At 58.8% G+C, this 22,970-nt stretch carries 20 protein-coding genes and 1 tRNA gene; 10 read left to right on the forward strand and 11 right to left on the reverse strand.

What is annotated here, in order from left to right:
* The first annotated feature begins 47 nt into the window (after window positions 1-47).
* A complete protein-coding gene (locus GFR01_RS08615) occupies window positions 48-1,592 on the forward strand; it encodes an adenosine deaminase family protein (protein WP_099182082.1) in 1,545 nt (514 codons plus the stop codon).
* The gene (locus GFR01_RS08620; RefSeq protein WP_099182083.1) at window positions 1,589-2,680 is read left to right on the forward strand and encodes a purine nucleoside permease; all 1,092 of its coding nucleotides are present in this window, start codon (window positions 1,589-1,591) and stop codon (window positions 2,678-2,680) included. Before GFR01_RS08615 ends, GFR01_RS08620 begins: the two co-directional genes overlap by 4 nt.
* A 4-nt stretch (window positions 2,681-2,684) precedes the next feature.
* Here the strand turns inward: GFR01_RS08620 and GFR01_RS08625 are convergent, their stop codons facing one another.
* The 8 genes from GFR01_RS08625 to mazG form a co-directional block, all read right to left on the reverse strand.
* Entirely contained in the window at window positions 2,685-3,407 is a 723-nt protein-coding gene (locus GFR01_RS08625; RefSeq protein ID WP_099182084.1) for an MgtC/SapB family protein, read from the reverse strand.
* An 89-nt stretch (window positions 3,408-3,496) separates the two neighbouring features.
* Window positions 3,497-4,555: a purine-nucleoside phosphorylase gene (locus GFR01_RS08630; protein ID WP_099182148.1), complete on the reverse strand. Its 1,059-nt coding sequence runs from the start codon at window positions 4,553-4,555 to the stop codon at window positions 3,497-3,499.
* 66 nt (window positions 4,556-4,621) lie between these two features.
* Complete coding sequence (tgt, locus tag GFR01_RS08635; RefSeq protein WP_099182085.1) at window positions 4,622-5,788, reverse strand: tRNA guanosine(34) transglycosylase Tgt; 1,167 nt, start codon at window positions 5,786-5,788, stop codon at window positions 4,622-4,624.
* Window positions 5,785-6,828, reverse strand: coding sequence for a tRNA preQ1(34) S-adenosylmethionine ribosyltransferase-isomerase QueA (gene queA / locus GFR01_RS08640; RefSeq protein ID WP_167384229.1), 1,044 nt, complete (start codon window positions 6,826-6,828; stop codon window positions 5,785-5,787). Before queA ends, tgt begins: the two co-directional genes overlap by 4 nt.
* Window positions 6,829-6,942: 114 nt before the next feature.
* On the reverse strand, window positions 6,943-7,431 hold the full coding sequence (locus GFR01_RS08645) for an OsmC family protein (RefSeq protein ID WP_099182087.1): 489 nt from the start codon (window positions 7,429-7,431) through the stop codon (window positions 6,943-6,945).
* A gap of 54 nt (window positions 7,432-7,485) precedes the next feature.
* Entirely contained in the window at window positions 7,486-9,915 is a 2,430-nt protein-coding gene (locus tag GFR01_RS08650) for a membrane-bound PQQ-dependent dehydrogenase, glucose/quinate/shikimate family (RefSeq protein WP_099182088.1), read from the reverse strand.
* A gap of 98 nt (window positions 9,916-10,013) precedes the next feature.
* Window positions 10,014-10,802 (reverse strand): SDR family oxidoreductase, encoded by a 789-nt coding sequence (locus GFR01_RS08655; protein ID WP_099182089.1) that lies wholly within the window; start codon window positions 10,800-10,802, stop codon window positions 10,014-10,016.
* A gap of 57 nt (window positions 10,803-10,859) precedes the next feature.
* Complete coding sequence (gene mazG / locus GFR01_RS08660; RefSeq protein WP_099182090.1) at window positions 10,860-11,645, reverse strand: nucleoside triphosphate pyrophosphohydrolase; 786 nt, start codon at window positions 11,643-11,645, stop codon at window positions 10,860-10,862.
* 194 nt (window positions 11,646-11,839) lie between these two features.
* Here mazG and argC point away from each other — a divergent pair, with 194 nt between their 5' ends.
* The 7 genes from argC to GFR01_RS08695 all read left to right on the forward strand — a co-directional run bounded on the left by argC (window position 11,840) and on the right by GFR01_RS08695 (window position 19,103).
* Window positions 11,840-12,745 carry an N-acetyl-gamma-glutamyl-phosphate reductase gene (argC, locus tag GFR01_RS08665; protein ID WP_099182091.1) on the forward strand — a complete coding sequence of 302 codons (906 nt, stop codon included), beginning with the start codon at window positions 11,840-11,842 and terminating at the stop codon, window positions 12,743-12,745.
* 58 nt (window positions 12,746-12,803) lie between these two features.
* Window positions 12,804-12,887: transfer RNA gene (locus GFR01_RS08670), tRNA-Leu, on the forward strand.
* 54 nt (window positions 12,888-12,941) lie between these two features.
* On the forward strand, window positions 12,942-14,102 hold the full coding sequence (locus GFR01_RS08675; protein WP_099182092.1) for a phosphoserine transaminase: 1,161 nt from the start codon (window positions 12,942-12,944) through the stop codon (window positions 14,100-14,102).
* On the forward strand, window positions 14,099-15,238 hold the full coding sequence (locus GFR01_RS08680; RefSeq protein ID WP_099182093.1) for an ATP phosphoribosyltransferase regulatory subunit: 1,140 nt from the start codon (window positions 14,099-14,101) through the stop codon (window positions 15,236-15,238). Before GFR01_RS08675 ends, GFR01_RS08680 begins: the two co-directional genes overlap by 4 nt.
* 55 nt (window positions 15,239-15,293) lie before the next feature.
* Window positions 15,294-16,583, forward strand: coding sequence for an adenylosuccinate synthase (locus GFR01_RS08685; protein ID WP_061929601.1), 1,290 nt, complete (start codon window positions 15,294-15,296; stop codon window positions 16,581-16,583).
* A gap of 91 nt (window positions 16,584-16,674) precedes the next feature.
* Entirely contained in the window at window positions 16,675-18,645 is a 1,971-nt protein-coding gene (locus GFR01_RS08690) for a serine/threonine-protein kinase (protein WP_099182094.1), read from the forward strand.
* The gene (locus tag GFR01_RS08695; RefSeq protein WP_099182095.1) at window positions 18,642-19,103 is read left to right on the forward strand and encodes a hypothetical protein; all 462 of its coding nucleotides are present in this window, start codon (window positions 18,642-18,644) and stop codon (window positions 19,101-19,103) included. The genes GFR01_RS08690 and GFR01_RS08695 overlap by 4 nt, the downstream gene beginning before the upstream one ends.
* Window positions 19,104-19,119: 16 nt before the next feature.
* Here GFR01_RS08695 and ftsY read toward each other — a convergent pair whose 3' ends face one another.
* From ftsY to dapF, 3 genes are all read right to left on the reverse strand, one after another.
* Window positions 19,120-20,082 (reverse strand): signal recognition particle-docking protein FtsY, encoded by a 963-nt coding sequence (gene ftsY, locus GFR01_RS08700; RefSeq protein WP_099182096.1) that lies wholly within the window; start codon window positions 20,080-20,082, stop codon window positions 19,120-19,122.
* A gap of 137 nt (window positions 20,083-20,219) precedes the next feature.
* Complete coding sequence (locus GFR01_RS08705) at window positions 20,220-21,425, reverse strand: MiaB/RimO family radical SAM methylthiotransferase (protein ID WP_099182097.1); 1,206 nt, start codon at window positions 21,423-21,425, stop codon at window positions 20,220-20,222.
* A complete protein-coding gene (dapF, locus tag GFR01_RS08710) occupies window positions 21,422-22,195 on the reverse strand; it encodes a diaminopimelate epimerase (RefSeq protein ID WP_099182098.1) in 774 nt (257 codons plus the stop codon). Before dapF ends, GFR01_RS08705 begins: the two co-directional genes overlap by 4 nt.
* Before the next feature lie 85 nt (window positions 22,196-22,280).
* On the opposite strand from dapF, the gene GFR01_RS08715 reads away from it, so the two are divergent.
* On the forward strand, window positions 22,281-22,931 hold the full coding sequence (locus GFR01_RS08715) for a class I SAM-dependent methyltransferase (RefSeq protein WP_174694686.1): 651 nt from the start codon (window positions 22,281-22,283) through the stop codon (window positions 22,929-22,931).
* Window positions 22,932-22,970: the final 39 nt, after the last annotated feature.

Raw genomic sequence — 22,970 nt, forward strand, 5'->3', positions numbered from 1 at the left:
TCTGAAAATGTCTTGTCAGGGGCGCGGGCAGGCGGCATCGTGCGCTCATGCGATGCACCCTTCCTTCCGTTCTCGTAGCGGCTGCCCTGTCCCTGACGGCCCTGTCCCCCCTGGCAAGGGCTGAAACTCCGTCTTCCATTGAACAGACTTACAACGCCTTACGGACTGATCCTGTCCGGCTCGGCCTGTTTCTGCGCGGTTTTCCCAAGGGGGCCGATCTGCACATCCACCTCTCGGGTGCAATCTACGCGGAAAACATGCTGGATTGGGCGGCGAAGGATGGATTGTGCGTCTCTTTGAAGGCGCTCGATATTCTGGATCATGCCTGCCCGCATGCGAAGGGCGATGAAATGCCCGCTTCGGCGCTGGTGGGGAATGAAAAAGCCACGAACCAGATGATCGATGCGATGTCGATGCGGGATTTCGTTCCAGCAGCATCCGATCGTTCAGGGCATGACCACTTCTTTACGTCCTTCCGGCATTTCGATGCGATCGAAAAAGACCATCAGGGCGACATGCTCGCTGAAGCGATGGACCGTGCGGCTGCCGATCACATCACCTATATCGAGCCCATGGTCTCCCCGGCCCTTGGCAGCATGATCGGCGCAGGCTTCCGTCATCCCCTCAAGGACGAGGATTTCGCTGCTGCCCATCAGGCTCTCAAGGCGGAGATTCCCGCTCTTGTTGCACAGGCCCGTCGTGAAACCGACGCGATGGAACATAAGGCGCAGGCTCTTCTCCAATGCGGTACGGCCAAGGCGCATCCTGGCTGTGGCGTGAGCGTCCATTATCTGTTCCAGACGCTTCGTATTCTGCCGCCTCAGGCTGTTTATGCGCAGCTTGATGCGGGGTATGCCGTTGTGAAGGCCGATCCTCGGTTCGTCGGCATCAATATTGTTGCCCCTGAGGATGATACCGTCGCCATGCGGGATTACAGCCTGCATATGCGGATGTTCCAGTTCCTGTCGCAGGTCTATCCAGGTGTGAACCTCAGCCTTCATGCTGGTGAACTGACGGGCAAGCTCGTTCCGCCTGAAGGCCTGAAGCATCACATTCGTGAGGCCATAGAAATCGCTGGTGCCAAGCGTATCGGCCATGGCGTCGATATTGCTTCGGAAGACGACGTCGCCGGGCTACTGGCCGAAATGGCGAAGCAGCACGTCATGGTGGAAATCAACCTGACGAGCAATGACGAGATCCTGAACGTGAAGGGTGCTGAGCATCCACTACCACTCTATCGCCGGGCCAGGGTTCCTGTTGCGCTCTCCACGGATGACGAAGGCGTCTCCCGCGGTGATCTGACGCAGGAATATGTTCGCGCTGCCCGAACCTACAACCTGAGCTATGCGGACCTGAAACAGATGTCCCGGACCGGTCTGGAATATGCGTTTATTCCGGGGCAAAGCCTTTGGGACGCTCATCAGGTTGGGAAGCCTGTTGCCGCCTGTCAGACCGTGTCTTCCTCTCAGCCTGAAAGTGGCCCCTGTGCCGATCTGTTGAAAACCAGCGAGAAAGCACGCCTCCAATGGCAGCTTGAATCGCGGTTTGCAGCCTTTGAAAATTCCGCTCCTCACGAAAGCCTGTATCAATGACACGCCTGAAAACCCTTCTTGGGGCGACTGCCCTGTCCGTCCTAGCAGTTTCAGGCGGCTTCTCCAGCGCATCCGCCAAGAATCGACCCATCCCCGTGCGGGTCGTCGTGGTGACGACATTTGAACTTGGGAAGGACACGGGCGACACGCCGGGCGAGTACCAGAACTGGGTTGAGAAGCTCCCGCTCTCGCAGGAAATTCCAGCTCCGGGCACAGATCATGACGTCATGCACTACAATCCGGAACTGCATGTTCTGGGTATCGCGTCCGGGGAAGGACCGGAGCATATGGCATCGGCCATCACGGCGCTTGTCCTTGATCCGCGTTTTGACCTGAAGCACGCCTATTTCGTTCTGGCCGGAATTGGCGGTGTCGATCCAAAGTTTGGCACGGTCGGGTCTGCTGTCTGGGCGCCGCGCGTGATCAATGGCGGTCTGTCGCATCTGATTGACCCACGGGAAATTCCGAAGTCCTGGCCTGATGGCTTTACGCCAGTTCAAGGCAGCGTACCGGATGAGCAGCCACGGCCGCCGCTGCATTCTGTGAGTGGTGACATGGTTTACACTTTCAATCCGCAACTCGTGCAGTGGGCCTACGGCCTCACGAAAAACATGACCCTGCCAGACACACCGGGTCTTCAGGCGTCCCGGGCCCGATACAAGGGTTATCCGGAAGCACTGAAGGCGCCGTCCGTCATGATGGGCGACACCATTTCCGGCGAGACCTTCTGGGTTGGCGAGAAAATGAATGCCTGGGCTGAGCGGTGGGTTCGCTACTGGACGGATAATCAGGGGACATTGGCCACGACAGCGGAAGAGGACGTTGCGTTCTGTCAGGCGCTTGCCGCACAGGCGAAGGCAGGACGTGTAGATCCGCAGCGTGCCCTGATCCTGCGAACGACCAGCAACTTCGACATGCAGTATCCCGGCCAGTCAGCCGCCGAGTTGTTGGCAGAAGAGGCGCATGAGGGTAGTTACTCTGCGTTCATTCCGTCTGTCGAAGCTGCTTATGCAGTGGGTAGTGTTGTGGTGCGTGAACTGGCGACACACTGGGACAAATACGAGAAGACGATGCCGCAGTCTGAGTAAAAGTTTACAGCCTTTTACTTAAAGGCAAGAGGTGTACTGCTCGGATTCCCGGAAGTGCCGCGAGGGCAATGATACCGTGGGAAACAGCGCGTTTCCCGCGGATCCTGACGATCATGGTGGGGGTATTTCCGGAACCGGCATCAGTATTGCCAAAGGTAAGGCTCTCAAGCGAAAAGCCCAGTTCTGTCAGGCATATCAGAACGGGTTTCGCCACGTCGCCTTGATACTGTATCGAAAGATCCGCAGTGCGTTCTCGTGTGTTGGGAAGACGTTTCAGGAGGCGGGGATACAGCACCATGACGATAAAATGGGCGCCGGTCGTAGCGAGGGCCAGTAGAATAAGCCCTCCGCCGCAAGCCATCCCCAGCGCTGCTGTGAACCAGATGGAGGCTGCTGTTGTCAGGCCCCGGACGATATCCCGGCGCATGAAAATCACCCCGCCGCCTACAAATCCGATTCCGGAAACGACCTGAGCGGCCACGCGCGACGGGTCCAGGACGACTCTGCCGGGCACCAGAATATCCATAAAGCCGTATTTTGAGATCAGCATGAACAGGGCAGCGGAGACCCCAACAAGAGTGTGGGTTCTCAGGCCTGCGCTTTTTTGCCGCAGTTCCCGCTCCAGCCCGACAAGGGAGGAGAGAATGAAGGCCAGTACCAATTCTTCGAGCTGAAGCCGACCCTCACCGATCAAGCCTCTTGCGGTCAGATCGAAAAAACCTGTCACGATCCAGCTTCCTCCCCTTCATACAGCGGGTCTAACGTTGCATGGAGGAGGAGTGTTCGGGATCATGACGTAAAAACCAGCCGGGTGAATTAATTCTGGCCGGGGATATGCGTCCGGTATGTTGCCCAATGCGCGATCAGTTCATGGACAACCGGCTCACCAGCGCGCTCGTTGTTATCAAACGCAAGCTTCTGGCCGGGCGCTTCGTCCCCGATGCTCTCGGTGATCGGCACGCCTGGGGGCGGCATATCAAAATTGCTTCCTGAGCGCAGAACCATGACGCGGTTCAGATCGACATATCCCAGACGGGCCAATGTCCGCATATCGAGCTGATAGGTCTGGCTTTCCTCATTGGTCATGACAAACTGGCCCTGATCCTTTGTCCACAGTTTGACCCATTTTTCCGCCCACTCGTTGCGGGAAGGGCCATGCCAGTAACGAAGAGCACCGAGGGTTTCACCCATGATGAGCATTGGCGGTTTCTGGGCGTTGGGGAAGCCTTTCCAGGCCTTCCGGCGCTCGGCAATGGCGGGATCATCCGCCATCGGAGTGTTCTTGCTCAGGTTGAACGCCCAGTTTGCTAGACCCTGATTGAGCGGATAGGCCTTGCTGAGTTCCGCCACATCCGTGACAGAGCCATAATGGTTTGGGTTGGCTGGTAGCGTATCCGGCTTGTCAGCCCCGATGGCGTACAGACCATACGGCCAGCCTTTCGGAACTGTGCGGTCGTCGATTTCGCGCAACGCATCGCCATCCACAACCCAGCGTGCCCAGGCCACGCTACCCACAGAGGCGACATTTGGGTTTACGCCGGAAATGCCGGTGAAAATCCAGTAGGTGTGCGTCAGATCGTAATGCGGGTCGAGCGCCAGGGCGTGCAGATCAATGTTGCCGCTCTTGAGGGCGATGCCGTACACGCCATCCGCATTGCGGCGTAGCTTTTCCTGTACGCCGCGAATGGGGCGTTCTTCATCAAGATGGAGACGCTCCACCCAGTCTTGGTATTCGCCGGGTTCATCGCCCTTGTCCGCGCCGACTTCCCAGTTGGCCACAACAAGGACCTTGATTTCTTCCTTATGTGGCGCAGCCAGAGCACTGCCCGCACAGAGAAGCCCTGCAAGAGCCAGGCCTGCATTGAAGCGTTTCAAATCCATATTCCCCAAAGCGAAAGGTCATTGGAGAACACATTATTGGAACAGGATCAGAATGAAAACTTACAAAGCGAGAGAGGGCATGGGCCATTCATCTTCGGTCCAGTCTCCCTTGGACCAGTCCTCGCGCAGTTTGATCGCCAGTTCGTTCAGCGTGCCATCCACGATAGCGGCCCGGATTTGTCGCATCAGGCGTTGGTAATAGGCCAGATTGTGCCATGTCAGCAGCATCGGGCCGAGCATCTCTCCAGCCCGGAACAGGTGATGCAGGTAGGCGCGGGTGTAACGGTCAGCCATCGGGCTGTCGTCATGCGGCGTAATCGGGCGCGTGTCTTCGGCAAAACGGGCGTTGCGCAGGTTGATATAGCCGCGCTCCGTATAGGCGCGGGCCGTGCGACCGGCACGCGAGGGCATCACGCAGTCGAACATGTCCACGCCACGCATGACTGACCCTAGCAGATCGTCCGGTGTGCCGACGCCCATGAGGTAACGGGCTTTGTCCTGCGGCAGCAGCGGTGTTGTGAAATCAAGGGTCGAGAACATGAGTTCCTGACCTTCGCCCACGGCCAGCCCGCCGATCGCATAGCCTTCGAAGCCGATCTCCGTCAGGGCCTTGACCGAATATTCGCGCAGGTCCCGTTCTGTGCCGCCCTGTACGATACCGAACTGGCCGTAGCCTTCACGCGCCGTGAAAGCCTCACGTGAGCGGGCCGCCCAACGCATGGAGAGTTCCATGGACTTGCGAAGTGTTTCCGGCGTAGCGGGCAGGGCGGGGCACTCATCGAACGCCATGCTGATCGTGGCATCGAGCTTGTACTGGATGTCCGTCGAGATCTCCGGCGACAGGCGATGCTTGCTGCCATCAATATGGGACTGGAACGTCACACCATCCTGATCGAGCTTGCGCAATGCACCAAGGGACATGACCTGAAATCCGCCGGAATCCGTCAGGATCGGGCCAGACCAGTCCATCATTTTGTGCAAACCGCCCAGCTTCTGCACACGGTCTGCCGTAGGGCGCAGCATCAGATGGTAGGTATTGCCCAGAACAATGCCTGCGCCCGTGGAGCGAACGGCATCCATGGTCATGCCCTTCACGGTGCCGACCGTGCCAACGGGCATGAAGGTCGGGGTCGGGACGGTGCCGTGACGGGTGTGTAGATGGCCGGCGCGGGCCTGTCCGCAGGCTGCTTCCGGAACCCACGTCATCTTTGTGGCCTGTTCGGTCATGGTGTTCGCTCCAGAAGGCAGGCATCACCGTAGGAATAGAATCTCAGTCCGTTGGCGATGGCGTAGGCATAGGCCTCACGCATGGTGTCGGTGCCGCTGAACGCGCAGACCAGCATGAAGAGCGTCGAGCGCGGCAGATGGAAATTGGTCATGAGCAGGTCCACCGCCTTGAAGCGATAGCCCGGCTTGATGAAAATGGACGTCTCGCCCCGCCAGGGCTGAACAGTACCGTCTTCCTGCGCTGCACTTTCCAGCAAGCGGAGAGACGTGGTTCCGACAGCAACAACACGGCCACCGCGGGCGCGTGTTTCATTGATGGCCTGCGCCGTCTCTGCGTCGATCTCGCCCCATTCCGCATGCATGCGATGCTCGGCAATGGAGGATCGAACGGGCAGGAACGTGCCAGCGCCGACATGCAGGGTCAGTGTCCGGCGCTGGATGCCTTTTGCGTCGAGCGCGGCCAGAAGATCCGGCGTGAAATGCAGGCCCGCAGTGGGAGCCGCCACAGCCCCGCGATGTTCGGAAAAGATTGTCCGGTAATCGCTGTCATCCTGCACGGTTGGGCCGAAAGGACGGTCGATATAAGGCGGCAGGGCCAATGCTCCGACGCGCTCGAGGAACGCATCGAACGCATCCCCTTCGACGGAAAAGCGGATGCTGACGGCACCATCGCCTTCATTTTCCACAACGGATGCCGTGACCGGATCATCGCCAAAATTCAGCGTATCGTTCGGTTTCAGCTTGCGGGAGTTGCGGGCGAGCGCATGCCAGCTTCCGTCAGCCAGAATGCGGTCCAGCGTGATGCCGATTTTCGCCTCGCCGCGCGTGGCGGAGAGCTGGGCACGGATGACGGCTGTATTGTTGGCAATCAACAGATCACCTTCCCGCAGCAGGCCGGGCAGATCGCGTATGATCCGAAGATCGGGGGCTTCCCCGGAACGCACATGCAGCAGCTTTGCGCTGTCACGCGGTCTGGCGGGTTCGGTCGCAATATGGTCGCGGGGCAGTTCGAAATCGAACGTGGCGAGTTCATCCGTCATGGGATGCTCTCTAGCAGGTTCAGCCAACATGAAAACGCCGGACCGGGCAGCCCGGCGCATCTTTTCGGTCAAAAGGCGATTTTTTTGGCCTCGACCCGTCGAGGATGATGCCTTTCAGGCATCCTGCTCGCCTTCATGAATAATAACAGGCTCGTTCATAACCGGGAAATTGACCGATCGTGCGATGAAGCACATGTCGTGCGCCTTGTGGTGCAGGTCCAGTGCTTTCTCGGCGTCTGACGTGGCGGACAGGGTGACGCGGGGATGAAGCGTTACGGACGTGAACTGCCCTGCACCGGTGCGGTCTTCTTTCATTTCGCCGGTAGCATGGTCTTCGTATGCCGTAACGATGATGCCTGCCTGTGCACAGAGCCCCAGAAACCAGAGTTTGTGACAGGCCGACAGGGACGCCAGAAGCAGATCTTCAGGATTCCATCGGGCAGGATTACCGCGAAAAGAAGGGTCGGATGACCCTTCAATCGTGGGCTTGCCCGGCGCGGTAATATCGTAATCGCGCGTGTAGCTGCGGGCAGAGGATGTGCCGGTTCCCGTATTGCCGGTCCAGACAACCTTCACGGAATAAGTGTGCTGTTTTCCGGCCATGGTTAATCCTGCCTCCTACTGTCTTCCTGCCCTGATGGCAGGAAGACAGTATGCTCATGGGGCTTTGGGTAATGCAAAGGCCACGACTTCATCGCTGTTGCGCGTTTTTAGCCCACCGTGGCCGCCCACAGCCAGCACGACATATTGCCGGCCGTCTTCGCCCATATAGGTCAGCGGCGTGGCATTGCCGCCGGCATCCAGTTCCGTCTTGAAGAGGGTATGACCGTCATGCCCATCAAGAACATGGAAGCTTTGATCCGCCAGCGCGCCCATGAACACCAGACCATTCGGCGTGGTCACGCTGCCGCCCATGGAGAAGACACTGGTGGGCAGGCCAACGGGCATCCGCAGCATGTTTGTCGGGCCAACATTCTTCGTGGTGCCCAAAGCCCGCTCCCAGATGACCCGACGGTGAACAAGATCAATCGCCTGCATCTTGCCCCAGGGTGGTGCGAGGCAAGGGGCACCAAACGGGCCAAGCCATGGCTTCACGACGGCCGCGAACGGCAGGCCATGTTGGGGATTGTTCGTGAAAACAGGCTCTGGATAAGGCTGTGTCCAGTCATGCCAGGATTTGTAGAGCCCTTTGGCAAGAGCTTTTTCCTGTGGCACCAGCGTCATCAGGAACGGAATAAACGTGGTGTTGATATACATGACACCATGCGTCGGATCGATGGTGCCACCATACCAGTCCGCCACACCATCAAACGCTGGAAACCCTACGGTGCCCTGCTGGCTCGGCGGTGTGAAAAGGCCCTTGTCCCGCATGGAGCGGAAGGCAATGCGGCAGAACATCTGATCGTACGGGGTCGCGCCCCACATATCGTCTTCCGTCAGATTAGGGCGGCGCAGATTGGGCATATCGACGGAGAGTGGCTGCGTCGGCGAATAATGCTCACCCGGCGTGTCCCCGGCAGGTACCGGCGTTTCCTGAACGCGATAGAATGGGGCTCCGGTTCGACGGTCCAGCACGAAGAGTTCGCCCTGCTTGGTTGTTTGTACCAGCGCGGGCGTCAGGGTGCCGTGGGGATCTGGTAGATCCACCAGAGATGGGCCGACCGGGAGGTCAAAATCCCACAGATCATGATGAACGGTCTGGAAATGCCAGCGCTCTTCGCCCGTCGTGATATCCAAGGCGACAAGGGAGCTGTCATACTTCTCGTCAAAGCTCCGGCGCTTGCCACCGAAATAGTCAGGCGTGGCAATCCCGAGCGGGACGTAAACCATGTTCAGCCCGGCATCGGCCGTATAGACGCCCCAGCCATTGGCAGTGCCACGGGTAAAGACTTCGCCGGGATCCAGAGGTTTGTTGGTCGGTGTGCGGCCCATGTCCCAGGCCCAGGCCAGTTGGCCCGTAATGGCATCAAAGCCACGAATAACGCCGGAAGGTTCGCCAACCGTCTGATCATCATAAACCCAGCCACTCGTCATGATGCGGTTATGCAGCACCATGGGTGGGGACGTGATGAAGTGAAAGCCGGGCGGAATGGCACCCATCCCACCCCGGAGATCCACAACGCCATGATCACCAAAGCTTTCGCAGAGTTTTCCCGTGTCTGCATCGACTTCAAACAGGGTTGGAGGGGAGCTGGAATTTGTTGAGACGATGCGATGGGCACAGTCCGTTCCGGGCGCATTGACGTAGGATACGCCACGGCAGGCCTGATAGATGTTCTTGCCGAATTCCCCACCCGGCGAATATCGCCAGATTTCCTTTCCCGATGTTGCATCCAGCGCCACGACATCTCGGTGTGGCGTGCAGAAAAACAGCCGGTTGCCGATCTTGATGGGGGTTGCTTCAAAGCTGAATTCCCGCCCGCGGGAGTTCTCGCCAGCGCGTGGCAGATCCTTGCTGTGATAGACCCACGCCACTTTCAGAGCGTGAGCGTTGGAAGCGTTGATCTGGGTTGGCATGGCAAAGCGGTCTCCTGCCGGAGTGCCACCGTAGAACTGCCAGTCATTGGCAGCCTGCTGGTCTGCGCCCGGAAGGGTCGCACCGGTCTCCCCGGGGAACGGATTGAACTGCTGGTCGCGTGATGCGGTAATGTGCCATCCGCAGGCAAACACGAAGACAAACAGTGCCGCGCAGAATGTCATGCCGCCTGCAATAACGGGTTTGCCGAAGGAGCGACGCTCCGTGCCCTGGAGTAGTCGCCCTGTAATCCAGGGGCTGAACACCCACAGGCCCATTCCTGCGGGCAGGGCGAGAGGCGGGAGAAGGCGCCAGCCATCAAGGCCAACGCGCCCAAGTGCCCAGACAAGCGTATAAAGCAGGAGCCCTGTATAAACTGCGGAAGCGCCGGGGTGCAGCCGGATCATCAGAACGCCGGATGCCACCATGAGAACGCCTGCAATGGCGTAATAGAAAGAGCCTCCCAGCCCAATTAACCACAGACCGGGTAAAGCCAGCCCTAGGCCGAGCAGAACGAGCAAGATGCCCGTCACAAGGGGCAGGAACGAACTGCGTCGCAACGTAGGCGGCATGGAATTTTTCCTTTGGGGTAACCGAAAGGATTAATCCCGCACGGGGGAGCGCAGTTTCCTAAAAAAGAAAATAGGGCGTTCTTTTGCGCCCGACTGTTTCAGATCGACTTCAGTGCGCCGCCATCAATACGGATCATGCTGCCTGTCACGTAAGCCGCCGCCGTGCCGGCAAGGAAAGCGGCAGTCGCGCCGAATTCTTCGACAGTGCCGTATCGTCCAACGGGGATATTGCGGGCTTCTTCCGCCTGAATGTCTTCTGATGCTTTACCCGTCTTGCGGGCTTCAGCCTCTGCCAGGAAATGGGTTCGATCCGTTGTGATATGGCCGGGCAGTAGCATGTTGACCGTCACGCCATAGGGAGCCACTTCCGTTGCAAGTGTTTTGGACCAGCCCGCGAGTGCTGAGCGTAATGTGACGGAGACGCCAAGCCTGATATTCGGCTCAACCACAACAGATGAAGCGATGGTGAGGATGCGTCCCCACTGGCGCTCCTTCATACCGGGCAGTACAGCATCCGTAATTCTGAACAGGCTCAGAACCATGGTTTCAAACTGCTGTTTCCATGTGTCTACGGAAATGCCCTCAACACCTGATGGAGAGGGGCCGCCAGTATTGTTTACCAGAATGGAAATATCCGGATGCTGCGTGCGGATGGCCTGAGCGAATTCCTCAACGGAGGCGCTGTCCGACAGATCAACCGGCAGCGCCACAGTCTGAACGCCGTGCTGGCTGGCAATGGCCATGGCCGCTTCTGTCAGCCTGTCACTGGCGCGTGCAGCCAGAATGATATGGACCCCTTCTGCCGCCAGTGCCTCTGCAACGCCCCGGCCCAGGCCGGAAGAGGCGCCAAGAACAAGAGCTTTGCGGCCGGAAATCTGGAGGTCCATATACGGTGTCCCTTATGGAGCGCGCGCCTTAAAGACGGGGAGAAAACGGAATGGGTTTCAGCGCATACCCGGCTGTTTCTTGACGGTTTGCCAGAGGGCTTCCAGTGTTTGCAGATCCTGTTCGCCCATCGTTTTGCCTTCCGCCGCCAGACTGGCTTCCATGGCCTCGAACCGGCGTGTGAACTTCCGGTTGCTGCGACGCAGAGCTGCTTCGGGATCTAGTCCGAGCTTGCGCGCAAGACTGGCCATCGTGAACAGGACGTCTCCAAGCTCATCCTCGATCCGGTCCCGGTCACCATCCAGTTCGGCTTTCAGTTCGCTGATTTCCTCCTGAACCTTTTCCAGAACCCCTGACGGGTCATCCCAGTCAAATCCCACGCGGGCTGCTCGGCGACAGAGTTTTGCGGCCCGGACCAGTGCTGGAAGATTCGGCGCAATTCCAGCCAAGGCACCATATTCGGCTTTGCCGTGGCGCTCGGTTTCCTTGGTCCGCTCCCAGAGGTCTTCGTCGTGCTCGACATTGCTGAAAATATTGGGATGACGGCGTACCATCTTGTCTGCGATTTTTCCGGCCACGGCGTCAAAGTCGAAAAGCCCCTTTTCCTGAGCCATCTGCGCCTGAAACACGACCTGAAGCAGCAGATCTCCCAGTTCATCCGGCAGAGAGTCACTGTCATCGCGGGCAATGGCGTCCATCACCTCGTAGGCTTCTTCGATAGCGAAAGGCGCGATCGTCTCTGGCGTTTGCGCCACGTCCCAAGGGCAGCCGTTTTCCGGATCCCGCAGGCGCTTCATGATGTCCAGAAGGCGGTCAATCTGACGGACGGGCTGGGTCTGGGTCATAACGGCTCCTGGGCGGTAGTCTGATTATGGGGGCAGACTGTACATCATACCCTTTCAGTACCGTCACAGAAAGCACGGAGCATCTGTTCGCGCGTGCCGGGATGACATGCCACAGAATAAAAGAGTAAGAAGGGCGGCCCGGCTGGCGGAATTTCTCTGTGCCGGACATTTTTTGCAGACCGGATACGATGGACATGGCCAGGATTTTTATTGACGGCGAAGCTGGGACCACGGGGCTGGGAATTCGTCAGCGCATTGAGGCGCTTCCCGAGACTTATGGGATCGAAGTGCTGTCAATTGAGCCTGCCCTGCGAAAAGATGCGGATGCGCGCCGCGCGATGCTGTCTCAGGCGGATGTTGCCATTCTCTGCCTTCCCGATGATGCCGCGCGCGAAACGGTCGCGCTGGCAGAGGGGCTGAACGTCCGTATTCTGGATGCCAGTACGGCTCATCGTATTGCGGATGGCTGGGTCTATGGACTGCCAGAACTGGATGAGGAGCAGGGTGCGCTCATCCGGGGCGCGACACATGTTGCGAATCCGGGATGTTATCCGACGGGGGCGATCGCTCTTCTGCGGCCGCTGGTTCGGGCAGGGCTGATTCCGCCGGATCATTCCATCTCCATTAACGCGGTTTCGGGCTACAGCGGGGCAGGACGCTCTGCGATTGAAGCCCATGAGCGCGATGGTGGCCCGGCGTTTTTCCTGTACGGCCTCACGCTGGAACACAAGCACCTGCCGGAAATCCAGCATTACTCAGGTCTGACCCGCCAGCCGGTCTTTGTACCGTCCGTCGGGCATTTCCCGCAGGGCATGATCGTGTCCATCCCGCTGCATCTTGCCGATCTGCCGGGGCATCCGACGCCGCGCGATCTGGAAGCTACACTGGAAAAAGCTTACCGTGGCTGTGAGCATGTGCGTGTCCTGCCATCCGAGCCCAAACTGCTTGCCGACACGCTCGCAAATACGGACAACATGGAACTTCGCGTTCACAGCAACCCGTCCGGTGAGAAGGTTTTGTTGACGGCGCGGCTTGATAATCTGGGCAAGGGCGCCTCTGGTGCAGCCATCCAGAACCTGCTTTTGATGCTGGGTCTCTGATTTTTTCTTTACGGTCTGGTCCTTTTGTCAGGAATGCACTAGGGTCTGGGCCGTTCGCGCGAGAGTGGCGGAACGGTAGACGCAGTCGGCTCAAAATCGACCGCCGAAAGGCATGGGGGTTCGAATCCCCCCTCTCGCACCAAAACCGGGCGCACCAGTCTGGCTGCACCCGAGGACCGTTTAGCCCGGAACGAGCATGTCCAAGCCGAGTGTCAAACCCTCCCGCCCGTTCTTTTCCTCCGGTCCCTGCGCAAAACGCCCCGGATGGTCCCTTTCAGCACTCGATCAGGCGCTTCTGGGCCGTTCGCATCGCGCCACTGAAGGCCGTGCACGCCTCAAGGAAGTCATCACGCGTTCCAAGGATGTGCTTGGCATTCCGGCTGACTGGCGAGTCGCCGTTGTCCCCGCATCCGATACCGGCGCTGTAGAAATGGTTCTCTGGGCGCTGGCTGGCGGCGAACGCGGCATGGATGTTCTGTCTTTCGAGAGTTTTTCCGGAACATGGGCGCAGGATCTGCGGGACGTTCTGAAAATCGAAGACCTTCGTGTTCACGAAGCGCCTTATGGCCGTCTTCCGGACCTTTCCGCCGTTGACTGGTCCCGCGATGTCGTTCTGACATGGAATGGCACGACATCCGGCGTCCGTATCCCGAATGCAGACGCTATTCCGGCAGAGCATGAAGGGCTTGTGATCTGCGATGCCACGTCTGCGGCTTTCGCCATGGATCTTCCATGGGATCGCCTCGATATCGTGACGTGGTCATGGCAGAAGGCGCTGGGCGGCGAGGCTGCTCATGGCATGCTCGCCATCAGCCCGCGCGCTGCTGCGCGTCTGGCTGAAGCCTCTCCGCGTCCGCTTCCAAAGATTTTCCGTCTGGCCAACAAGAAGGGCCTGATGGAAGCTGTTTTTGAAGGCGACACCATTAACACCCCATCCATGCTTTGCGTTGAAGATGCTCTGGATGGATTGCGCTGGGCCGAAAGCGTCGGCGGTCTTGAAGCCCTGAAGGCTCGTTCGCAGGCCAGTCTGGCAGTCGTCGCCGAGTGGGTGGAAAAGACCGACTGGGTGTCATTCCTTGCTGAATTGCCTGAGACACGTTCCTGCACATCCATCTGTCTGAAAATTTCCGCGCCATGGTTCGAAGAGCTTGCTCCTGAAACACAGAGCAAGGTCGTGAAGCATCTAACCGGGCTGGTCGCGCAGGAAGGGGCAGGCTATGACCTCGCGTCCTATCGAGATGCCCCGGCCGGGCTGCGGATCTGGGGAGGGGCGACAGTGAATGCGGAAGACATTCAGGCTCTCCTGCCGTGGCTGGACTGGGCTTATGAGTGCACACGCGAGGAGTTTTCTGCATGAGCCTGTATTCCGAGACCCCGAGCGCTGCCCTTTTACCATCCGGCTTTTCTGATCTTCTGCCGGGAGAAGCCGAGGCGGAAGCCCGTGGCATTGCCTGTGTCATGGAAGCGTTCTCCCGCCATGGGTACGAGCGCGTCCGTCCGCCCATGCTGGAATTCGAAACGTCTCTTCTGAACGGTTCCGGCTCGGCACTTTCCACGCAGACCTTCCGCCTGATGGACCCGAGTTCCCATCGCATGATGGCACTGCGCCCGGACATGACGACGCAGATCGCGCGTATTGCCAGTGTGCGCCTGCAGGATGCGCCGCGCCCACTGCGGCTGTCCTATTCCGGAAGCTGCATCGTTATTGGGACGCCGGGCCGCGAGGCTGATCGTCAGGTGTCGCAGGCCGGGATCGAACTGATTGGCCCGGATTCCGCTCAGGCGGATGCCGAGGTGGTGGCGCTTGGTGCGACGGCTCTCGAAGAACTCGGTATCAAGGGTGTGTCTTTTGATCTGTCCATGCCAGCTCTGGCTCTTGGCCTTATCGAGAGTGCCATTCCAGCAGCTGATCAGGATGAACTGATTCAGGCATTGAACCGCAAGGATGCTGCCTCTGTTGCTGAACTGGGCGGCCCGATTGCAGATATGCTGGCCGTGATGCTTCAGGCCGCGGGTCCTGCGGATCGTGCGCTGGATATGCTGGCGTCACTGGACTTCCCCGAGATCGTGCGTCCGCATTTCGAGCGTTTGGTTGCGTCCGTTGCAGCGATCCGTGAGCGGGCTCCGTCTCTGCGTCTGACGGTCGATCCTGTCGATTTCCGTGGCTGGCAGTATCATACTGGCCTCTGCATCACGGTGTTCTCCACGACCTCTCGTGAGGAACTCGGCCGGGGTGGCCGCTACGTTGCAGGTCAGGAGCCCGCGTGTGGCCTGACGCTCCGTCCGCAGGCCCTTTTGCGTGCCGCGCCGGTACCTCCGGCCCGTCCACGCTGCTATGTCCCCGTTCGTCTGGGTGGCGAAGACATGGCGGCTCTGCATGCGCAGGGTTTCGCGACCGTGTCTGCCCTTGAAGCCGATGCAGACCCTGCCGCCGAAGCGCGCCATCTGCGTTGCACCCATTTCTGGCGGGATGGCGCGGCTCACGCGCTCTGACCTCCAGTTTTCCTGAATTTTTCATTCCTGTATCCCAAGTCGAGGAAGCCAGCTCATGTCCAACGTCACCGTGATCGGAACCCAGTGGGGGGACGAGGGTAAAGGCAAGATTGTAGACTGGCTTGCCAGTCGCGCTGATATCGTTGTCCGTTTCCAGGGTGGTCACAACGCTGGTCATACGCTGGTTGTCGGCGATCAGGTCTATAAGTTGTCGCTGCTGCCATCGGGTCTCGTGCGTGGCCAGATCGGCGTAATCGGCAACGGCGTCGTCATCGACCCGAAGGCCCTGATGTCCGAGATTGACCGCGTGACGGCTCAGGGCCTGAAGGTCACGCCGGAAACGCTGTGGATTGCCGAGAATGCTCCGCTGATTCTGCCGGTACATGGTGCGCTGGATCGTGCGCGTGAAGCTGCGCGTGGGGATCGCAAGATCGGCACAACGGGTCGCGGCATTGGCCCGGCCTATGAAGACAAGGTGGCCCGTCGCGCCATTCGCGTCTGTGATCTGGCTGAGCCCGAGACGCTGGACTGGAAGCTGGACGAAGTTCTGCTGCACCACAACACGCTGCTGGCGGGTCTGGGTGCTGAGACCTTCACGAAGGAAGAACTCAAGGACTTCCTGACGGAAATCACGCCGCGCCTCATGTCCTTCGCATGCCCGGTCTGGGATCGTCTGGACGAGGCCCGTCGTGCTGGCCGTCGCATCCTGTTCGAAGGTGCGCAGGCTGTCATGCTGGACGTCGATCACGGCACCTATCCGTTCGTGACCAGTTCCAACACGGTTGCTGCTGTTGCCGCATCTGGCAGTGGTGTCAGCCCGTCTTCCATTGGGTTCGTTCTGGGTATTGCCAAGGCATATACAACCCGCGTGGGCGAAGGTCCGTTCCCGAGCGAACTGTTCGATGATGTTGGGCGCACGATCGGTGAGCGTGGCCATGAGTTCGGCACGGTCACTGGCCGTCCGCGTCGTTGCGGCTGGTTCGATGCCGTCATGCTGCGCCGTGCAGCCCGCGTTGGCGGCGTGACGGGTATTGCACTGACGAAGCTGGACGTGCTGGATGGTCTGGAAGAAATCTCGATCTGCGTTGGCTATGAACTGGACGGCAAGAAGATCGACACCTTCCCGTCCGCGCCCGGTGCGCAGGCTCGTGTGAAGCCGATCTACGAGACGATGCCGGGCTGGCAGGAAACCACTGCTGGTGCCCGTTCGTGGGGCGAGCTGCCAGCGCAGGCCATCAAGTATGTGCGCCGGATCGAGGAACTGATCGAAGCGCCCGTGACGCTGCTATCCACGAGCCCAGAACGTGACGACACGATCCTGATGCGCGATCCGTTCGAGGACTGATCCTCTTTTCTTGCGAGACTCTCCAGTCCGTTAACGAAGCCTCAATTCCTGTCCGGCATAAAGTGTCAGACAGGATTTTGACGGAACGGACATGGATTACACTCAGGGAGATGACAGCCCGGAACTGCTGATCGCAGACCGCTATCTGGTCAACACGACGCAGAAGCAGCCAGCGATCGGGGGCTGTCCTACCTGGGTTGCACAGGACATTACTGCCACAGGCTCGACCTGGCTGGCGCTGGCACCGTCCATGCCGTCCCCCAAATTTTCAGAGCTGATGTTCTTTCGACATGAGAGTGTCATTGGCCTCCATGCTCATGAATATCATAACGGTGCCCTCTGGGTGCTGTGTGCTCACCCGCCCGGCCCGTCCCTTGTCGAGGGGTTGGGTCTGTGGTCGGAAAGCCAGATTATCGACGGCGTTATCCGGCCCATGGCCGATGCTCTTGAGAAGCTTGATGCTGCGGGGCTGACCTGCCGTGGCATCCGGCCTGATAATCTGTTTGTAGGGCAGGGACTGCACAAGGTCGTGCTTGGTCCTCTGGGTGTGACAGGAGGTGCTGAACTCCAACCCGCCCTGTTTGAGCCCCTATGCTCCGCTGTCTGCCATCCGACGGCACGCGGGGTAGGAACTATCGCCGGAGATATTTTTTCGCTCGGCGTGCTGGTGCTGTCGCTCTGTATCGGTGAACTTCCGCTTCAGGGCTTGTCAGATGCGGATATTCTCAGGCGTCGTTTTGAGATGGGGTCGGCCACAGCCTATATGCAGGGCCATAATGTGCCCGTAGGTCTGGTCTCCCTGCTGGAAGCCATGTTGTCCGATACGCCGGAAAACCGGCCTGTTCCCAGCGACCTGATTACGATTGCACCTAGCAAGCTTTTTTCTATCCGAGCTGAAATTCCGGCTCGTACGCCCCTGATGATTGGGGGCGTCGAAGTCAGAACTCCACGTGCGCTGGCTTGGTATGCGGGCAAATATCAGAACGAATTTCTGTCTCTGCTTCAACGGAAAATCATCAGTCAGTGGCTGCATCGGGAGCTTGAATTGTCTGTCATGTCCAGCCTGATCGAGCAGGCTGGCGTGGCCTTTCTTCCCTCCAGCGGGAACAAGGCTGTTGACCCGACGACGATGGTCGTAACGCGCGCGATTGCTATTCTTGATCCTGCTGCGCCTATGTTCTGGGCGGGCCGCTGGTTCTGGCCCGAGGCCATTCCTCAGATGCTGGCTCATGCCGAGGCGGGTTTGTATCCACCTGATGAGCAGCGGAACATTCGAGGGATTGCCGGTTTTTTGACGACAAGTCCAGAGGTCTTCGATGCACCAACGTTGCCTGCGTTACAGTCAACGCAGATTGGCGCTCTCGCTGCGGCGGCGCGTCGAACTGGGGCAAAGGGCATGGAGCAGATCCGGCGTCTGCCTTATGACATCAATGTCTTTCAACCCTGTCTCTCATCGCGATGTCTGAAAGAACGCATTTCGCTCTCCGCGGGGTTGTTGCAATGGCTCAACCGGCATGTCTCAGAAGACGAGCTTTCTGCTGATGACATTGGCCGCTCAGGCTTCATGGACGACCAGATGCGGACGTTTCTGGAAAGTCATTGTGCCCGACAGGGCATTATTCCTTTGGCACAATCCCAGAAAGCCGGGTTACCATCCTGGCTAGCAGATCTGACGCTTCTGGCAGCGGCGCAACGTCGTTTTGACAAGGAAGCACTGAGCTCTGTTGCGAGACGGGCACTTCCGCTGCTGGAAACAGAACTGAAACAATGGCGCAGTAAAACAGCCAGAGCAAGGCGACGTGCCAAGCTGTCTCAACTGGCTGAAGCAGGGAATCTCACGAAGTTTCTTGAAAACGTCAACGATCCGGCGGGCTTGCAAAAGGATCGTAAAATGGCACGACAGGCTGAGGTTGAAATCGCTCATCTCGAGCAAATTCTTGAGGAAGAGCCCAATCGTAAGGCTGCTCATGAGAGACAGGCACGGAATGCCGGTGAGTTTTTTTCCCTACTCGTCGGGATAGCAGTCTCTATGGCCAGTATCTGGCTGGAGTTCTGTGAATGAAAGAGCCGTCAGCGCGTGGTCGGGAAGGATTGACGGGCTTCAAATGGTGGCATGGTCTGATTCTTGGTCTGTTGCTGGCTTATGTGCCAGGCAGCCTTCTGGTTGGCGGTGTTCTGTTGCTACCGCTGGTCGTGCTGCATTTTGTGGACCCTGACGCCGACCGACAGCGCATGATGATCGTTCTGTTCTATCTGGGGGCCGTAATGGTTCATCCCCTGAGGGCTGCATGGCTGGCTCACGGGGACTGGCAGACCTGTGTTCAACAGATCACCCAACCGCTGACATTGATTCTGGATTGGATGGCGGTCGGCGTGGCGTGGCTGGTCGCCGAAGCCTCGGCGATCGGGGCGAGGCTCTGGTATGCGGATTACGCACGCAGAGAGCGCAGGGCGATCGAAAAAAGGATCACGGCCCTGCGTGACGAATGGCTTGATGCAGAGGGACAGGGAAAAACCTGAGAAGGCTTTTACGTTATCAAGCCTGCTCAGGAGTGTCTGGTTGGCTATCGACAAGCCGTGACGCCAGATCGCCAGCAGCCCCACCAACGAGGCCACGGGCGTAATCCTGTGCGGAGAATGGGCGTAGATCTTCAACCTGTTCACCGACCCCGACCATATGGACCGGTAGCTTGAACTGTTCAGCAAGGGCCACGACAATCCCGCCACGGGCCGAGCCGTCCAGCTTCGTCACGATCAGCCCGGTAACATTCACCAGTTCCCGGAACACCCGAACCTGTTCAATGGCGTTCTGGCCTGTCGTTGCATCCAGAACCAGCAGGACGGAGTGCGGAGCGGTTTCGTCAAACTTCCGCATGACGCGGATGATCTTGGCCAGTTCTTCCATGAGTGCCCCCTTGTTATGGAGGCGGCCGGCGGTGTCGATCAGGAGAAGGTTCTTACCTTCCTCTGTAGCCCGCTTGATGCCGTCATAGGCCAGACCTGCGGCATCGGCGCCATGCTTGCCAGCGATGACGGGCACGTCGGAGCGCTGTCCCCAGACCTGAAGCTGTTCGACGGCTGCTGCCCGGAAGGTATCGCCAGCTACCAGCATGACGGATTTACCTTCGTCGCTGTAATGGCGCGCCATCTTTCCGATGGTCGTGGTTTTGCCAACGCCGTTGACACCAACAACCAGAACGACATGAGGCTTTTTCTTCGGGTCCGGCTCGAACGGAATGGCGACCGGTTCCAGAACACGGGCGATCTCCTCGGCCAGTGCGTCCCGGATCTCATCGCTTGTGACGTCTTTACCAAAGCGTGAGCTTCGGAAGCTCTCAATGACGCGTTCTGCCACGACCGGGCCGAGGTCTGCCGCGATCAGTTCGTCTTCGAGTTCTTCAAGAGCGGCATCGTCCAGCTTGCGATGTGTGAACACGGCCCCGAGCCGGGAGCTCGAGCGCGAAAGACCCTGTTTGAGTCGTGAGAAAAATCCAGCCATGCACGGGAGTTCGGACAGCTCAGGCCAGACGTCAAGTGTTGAACGGTGTTTTCGTCCGGTTATTAAACGGCGCTCAGCTCTATTTGGTGCGCATCTTCAGGATTGTCTTGGCAGAAAATACTGTGAGGGTCAGCTCTCTAGGCAGTTCGACGCCCAAGAAGCTGGCCGTCTGACAGGGCATGGACATTGATCGGGAGGATGCTTCCGCGCAAAGGCGCAGGAAGGTCGTCGGTCAGTCGTACAGGGGCAAATTCAGCCGAGTGTCCCCGGTCAGGTGTTTCAATCAGAACATCCAGTGTTTGACCGACAAATCGGTTAAGGAAAGCGTCCCGATTGTTGTTTCCGGCCTCCCGTAAACGAGCTGCACGGGCCTGGCGCTCTTTATTCGGGACGGCTGGCATCCTTGCGGCGGGCGTCCCCGGGCGCTCGCTGTAGGGAAAGACATGCAGAAACGGGATGGCCTGCTCTTCGATAAAGGAGAGCGTCTCCTGGAAAAGGGCGTCCGTTTCCGTGGGGAAACCGGCAATCAGATCTGCCCCGATACCCATATCCGGGCGTAGGGACCGAGCGTGCCGGAGCATGGCGGCGACACGTGCTGTGTCATGACGGCGTTTCATGCGCTTGAGAATCAGGTCGGAGCCTGCCTGAAGCGAAAGGTGAAGGTGAGGCATGAGGCGCGGCTCGTTTTCCAGAAGCCACCAGAGATCTTTGTCGCCCGTCTCCGGATCCAGAATAACCGGGTCAATCGAAGACAGGCGCAGGCGTTCGATCCCTGTTACGTCCCTCAGGAGCGTCCGACACATCTGGCCCAGACCTTCGCCGGTTATGCCTTGCCAGGATGCAATATCCACGCCAGTCAGAACAATTTCACGGTGCCCGTTTTCGGTGAGCGCGCGTGCGCGGGTAATGGCTTCTGCAATTGGTGTGGAGCGGGAGTCCCCGCGGCCATATGGAATGATACAGAATGTGCAGCGGTGATCGCAGCCCTGCTGAACCTGAAGGAGGGCGCGGGCGTGCCGTGAGGGCGGGAGACCGGGCCTCGCATCTCCCCATGTCGCGGGTTTGAGCTTGTCAGCATTGGGAACGACCCGGACAACGCCGGGCAGTTCCATCCAGCGTTTCCCGTCAATTTCGGATGCGCACCCTGTCACCACGATTTTTGTGTTCGGACGTTCCCGGTGTGCCCGGCGAATAGCCTGCCGGGCCTGCCGTTCGGCGGCGGTTGTCACGGCACAGGTATTCACGATGATTGTATCATCCTGCCCCTGCGCGTGATGAGCCATGCCATCGCTCTCATGAGCATTGAGGCGGCAGCCGAAGGTCAGAACAGACGGCGCTGTCACGGGAGTTTGCCGTGGAAAACAGAAGTTGCAGGGCCAGTCATGAGAACGTCGCCGTTGTCCTGCCATGTGATGCGCAGATCGCCCCCATCCATGGTGACGACACAACTGCGTTCGGTGAGGCCGCGACGCACGGCATTTACGACGGCCGCGCAGGCTCCGGAACCACAGGCGAGGGTCAGACCCGCTCCCCGTTCCCAGACACGAAGACGCATATGCGTTGGTGTGAGGATGTCCGCAAAGCCAATATTGGCGCGCTGTGGGAAGAGTGGTGAGTTCTCAAGGGAGGGCCCCAGATCCTCGGCGCGGGAAACATCTCCGAACACGGTCGCATGAGGATTGCCCATGGAGCAGGCCGCAGCATCATGCAGGGGCAAATGCAATGTGTCGCACTCTTTTGCCAGTGGCACGTCCTGCCATTCGAAGCGCGGTGTCCCCATATTTACTGTGATCAGTTCGCCATCCTGAGATGTGGGCAGCAGGCCAGCGCGTGTCTGAAGGACCGGATTTCCGCCAACCAGCGTTGCCACGCAGCGGGATGCGTTGCCGCAGGCGCCGGATTCCGAACCATCCGCATTGAAAAAACGCACCAGAACGTCCGCACCATCTGCTGTGGGTGCAGAGAGAACGACAAGCTGGTCGCATCCTATGCCGAAGCGTCGATCGCAGAGGTGACGGATCTTGTCGGCATCGAGAGCGGGGTCGGTTTCACGGCCATCAATGATGATGAAATCATTGCCCAGGCCGTGCATCTTGGTGAAGGAAAGGGTCATGGTGGGGCCTCTCTTAGAGCATCCTGCGGGTTGACGCACGAGGAACATACCCTCATCTCGACAGGTCAGTCAGGAGGAGATGCACATGAGCGGCACAGAACAGATCGAAGGTTTTCACGCAGCGGCGTTTACACGCGTCAATAATGAACCCGACACGATCTTCTATGCGCAGCGTCTTCCGGATTCGCTCATGGATATGGGGGCACGCACGGCTGTGACCGCCCTCTACCAGACGTCTCTTCCCGTGGGCGGCACGGTTCTGGATCTTATGGCGGGGTCTCTCAGCCATTATCCGGAGGAAGCCCATTTCCAGGATGTGATCGGGCTTGGTGCTTCAAAAGCGGCCTTGGATACAAATCCTGTTCTGAAAACGCGCATCGTGCAGGATCTGAATGCGGATCCCATTCTGCCTTTTGAGGATGACAGTCTGGATGTCATTACGCTGTGTGATGGTATCGCCTATCTGACCCAGCCTTTGACAGTATTGACGGAAGCGCTGCGTGTTCTGAAGGAAGGGGCACCCCTGATCGTCACGTTCTCGGACCAGTTTCATCAGCAGAAGGCTGTCGCCATGTGGCAGGCGCTGGAGCCGGAAGATCGCGCACGTCTTGTCAGTATCCTGCTTTCCCGCGCCGGTTTTGGCGAACTGGACACGGGTGAAGTGGTTCCGCCTGAAGATCTGACGGCATGGCGCGATACGGTTCGGGCTGTCGTTGGACGCAAGCCCAGAGCCTGAATCTAACTGATTCGCAGGTTGACATGCGTTACTTCTGGC

The sequence above is a fragment of the Gluconobacter frateurii genome (genome assembly GCF_002723955.1).
In the GTDB taxonomy this organism is placed as follows: Bacteria; Pseudomonadota; Alphaproteobacteria; order Acetobacterales; family Acetobacteraceae; genus Gluconobacter; species Gluconobacter frateurii.

Excerpts from the sequence above, each read along its gene's own strand:
- GFR01_RS08615 (WP_099182082.1), top strand. The coding sequence starts at position 48 with ATGCGATGCACCCTTCCTTCCGTTCTCGTAGCGGCTGCCCTGTCCCTG.
- GFR01_RS08620 (WP_099182083.1), top strand. The coding sequence starts at position 1,589 with ATGACACGCCTGAAAACCCTTCTTGGGGCGACTGCCCTGTCCGTCCTA.
- tgt (WP_099182085.1), bottom strand. The coding sequence starts at position 5,788 with ATGACCGAACAGGCCACAAAGATGACGTGGGTTCCGGAAGCAGCCTGC.
- queA (WP_167384229.1), bottom strand. The coding sequence starts at position 6,828 with ATGACGGATGAACTCGCCACGTTCGATTTCGAACTGCCCCGCGACCAT.
- GFR01_RS08645 (WP_099182087.1), bottom strand. The coding sequence starts at position 7,431 with ATGGCCGGAAAACAGCACACTTATTCCGTGAAGGTTGTCTGGACCGGC.
- GFR01_RS08650 (WP_099182088.1), bottom strand. The coding sequence starts at position 9,915 with ATGCCGCCTACGTTGCGACGCAGTTCGTTCCTGCCCCTTGTGACGGGC.
- GFR01_RS08655 (WP_099182089.1), bottom strand. The coding sequence starts at position 10,802 with ATGGACCTCCAGATTTCCGGCCGCAAAGCTCTTGTTCTTGGCGCCTCT.
- mazG (WP_099182090.1), bottom strand. The coding sequence starts at position 11,645 with ATGACCCAGACCCAGCCCGTCCGTCAGATTGACCGCCTTCTGGACATC.
- argC (WP_099182091.1), top strand. The coding sequence starts at position 11,840 with ATGGCCAGGATTTTTATTGACGGCGAAGCTGGGACCACGGGGCTGGGA.
- GFR01_RS08675 (WP_099182092.1), top strand. The coding sequence starts at position 12,942 with ATGTCCAAGCCGAGTGTCAAACCCTCCCGCCCGTTCTTTTCCTCCGGT.
- GFR01_RS08680 (WP_099182093.1), top strand. The coding sequence starts at position 14,099 with ATGAGCCTGTATTCCGAGACCCCGAGCGCTGCCCTTTTACCATCCGGC.
- GFR01_RS08685 (WP_061929601.1), top strand. The coding sequence starts at position 15,294 with ATGTCCAACGTCACCGTGATCGGAACCCAGTGGGGGGACGAGGGTAAA.
- GFR01_RS08690 (WP_099182094.1), top strand. The coding sequence starts at position 16,675 with ATGGATTACACTCAGGGAGATGACAGCCCGGAACTGCTGATCGCAGAC.
- GFR01_RS08695 (WP_099182095.1), top strand. The coding sequence starts at position 18,642 with ATGAAAGAGCCGTCAGCGCGTGGTCGGGAAGGATTGACGGGCTTCAAA.
- ftsY (WP_099182096.1), bottom strand. The coding sequence starts at position 20,082 with ATGGCTGGATTTTTCTCACGACTCAAACAGGGTCTTTCGCGCTCGAGC.
- dapF (WP_099182098.1), bottom strand. The coding sequence starts at position 22,195 with ATGACCCTTTCCTTCACCAAGATGCACGGCCTGGGCAATGATTTCATC.
- GFR01_RS08715 (WP_174694686.1), top strand. The coding sequence starts at position 22,281 with ATGAGCGGCACAGAACAGATCGAAGGTTTTCACGCAGCGGCGTTTACA.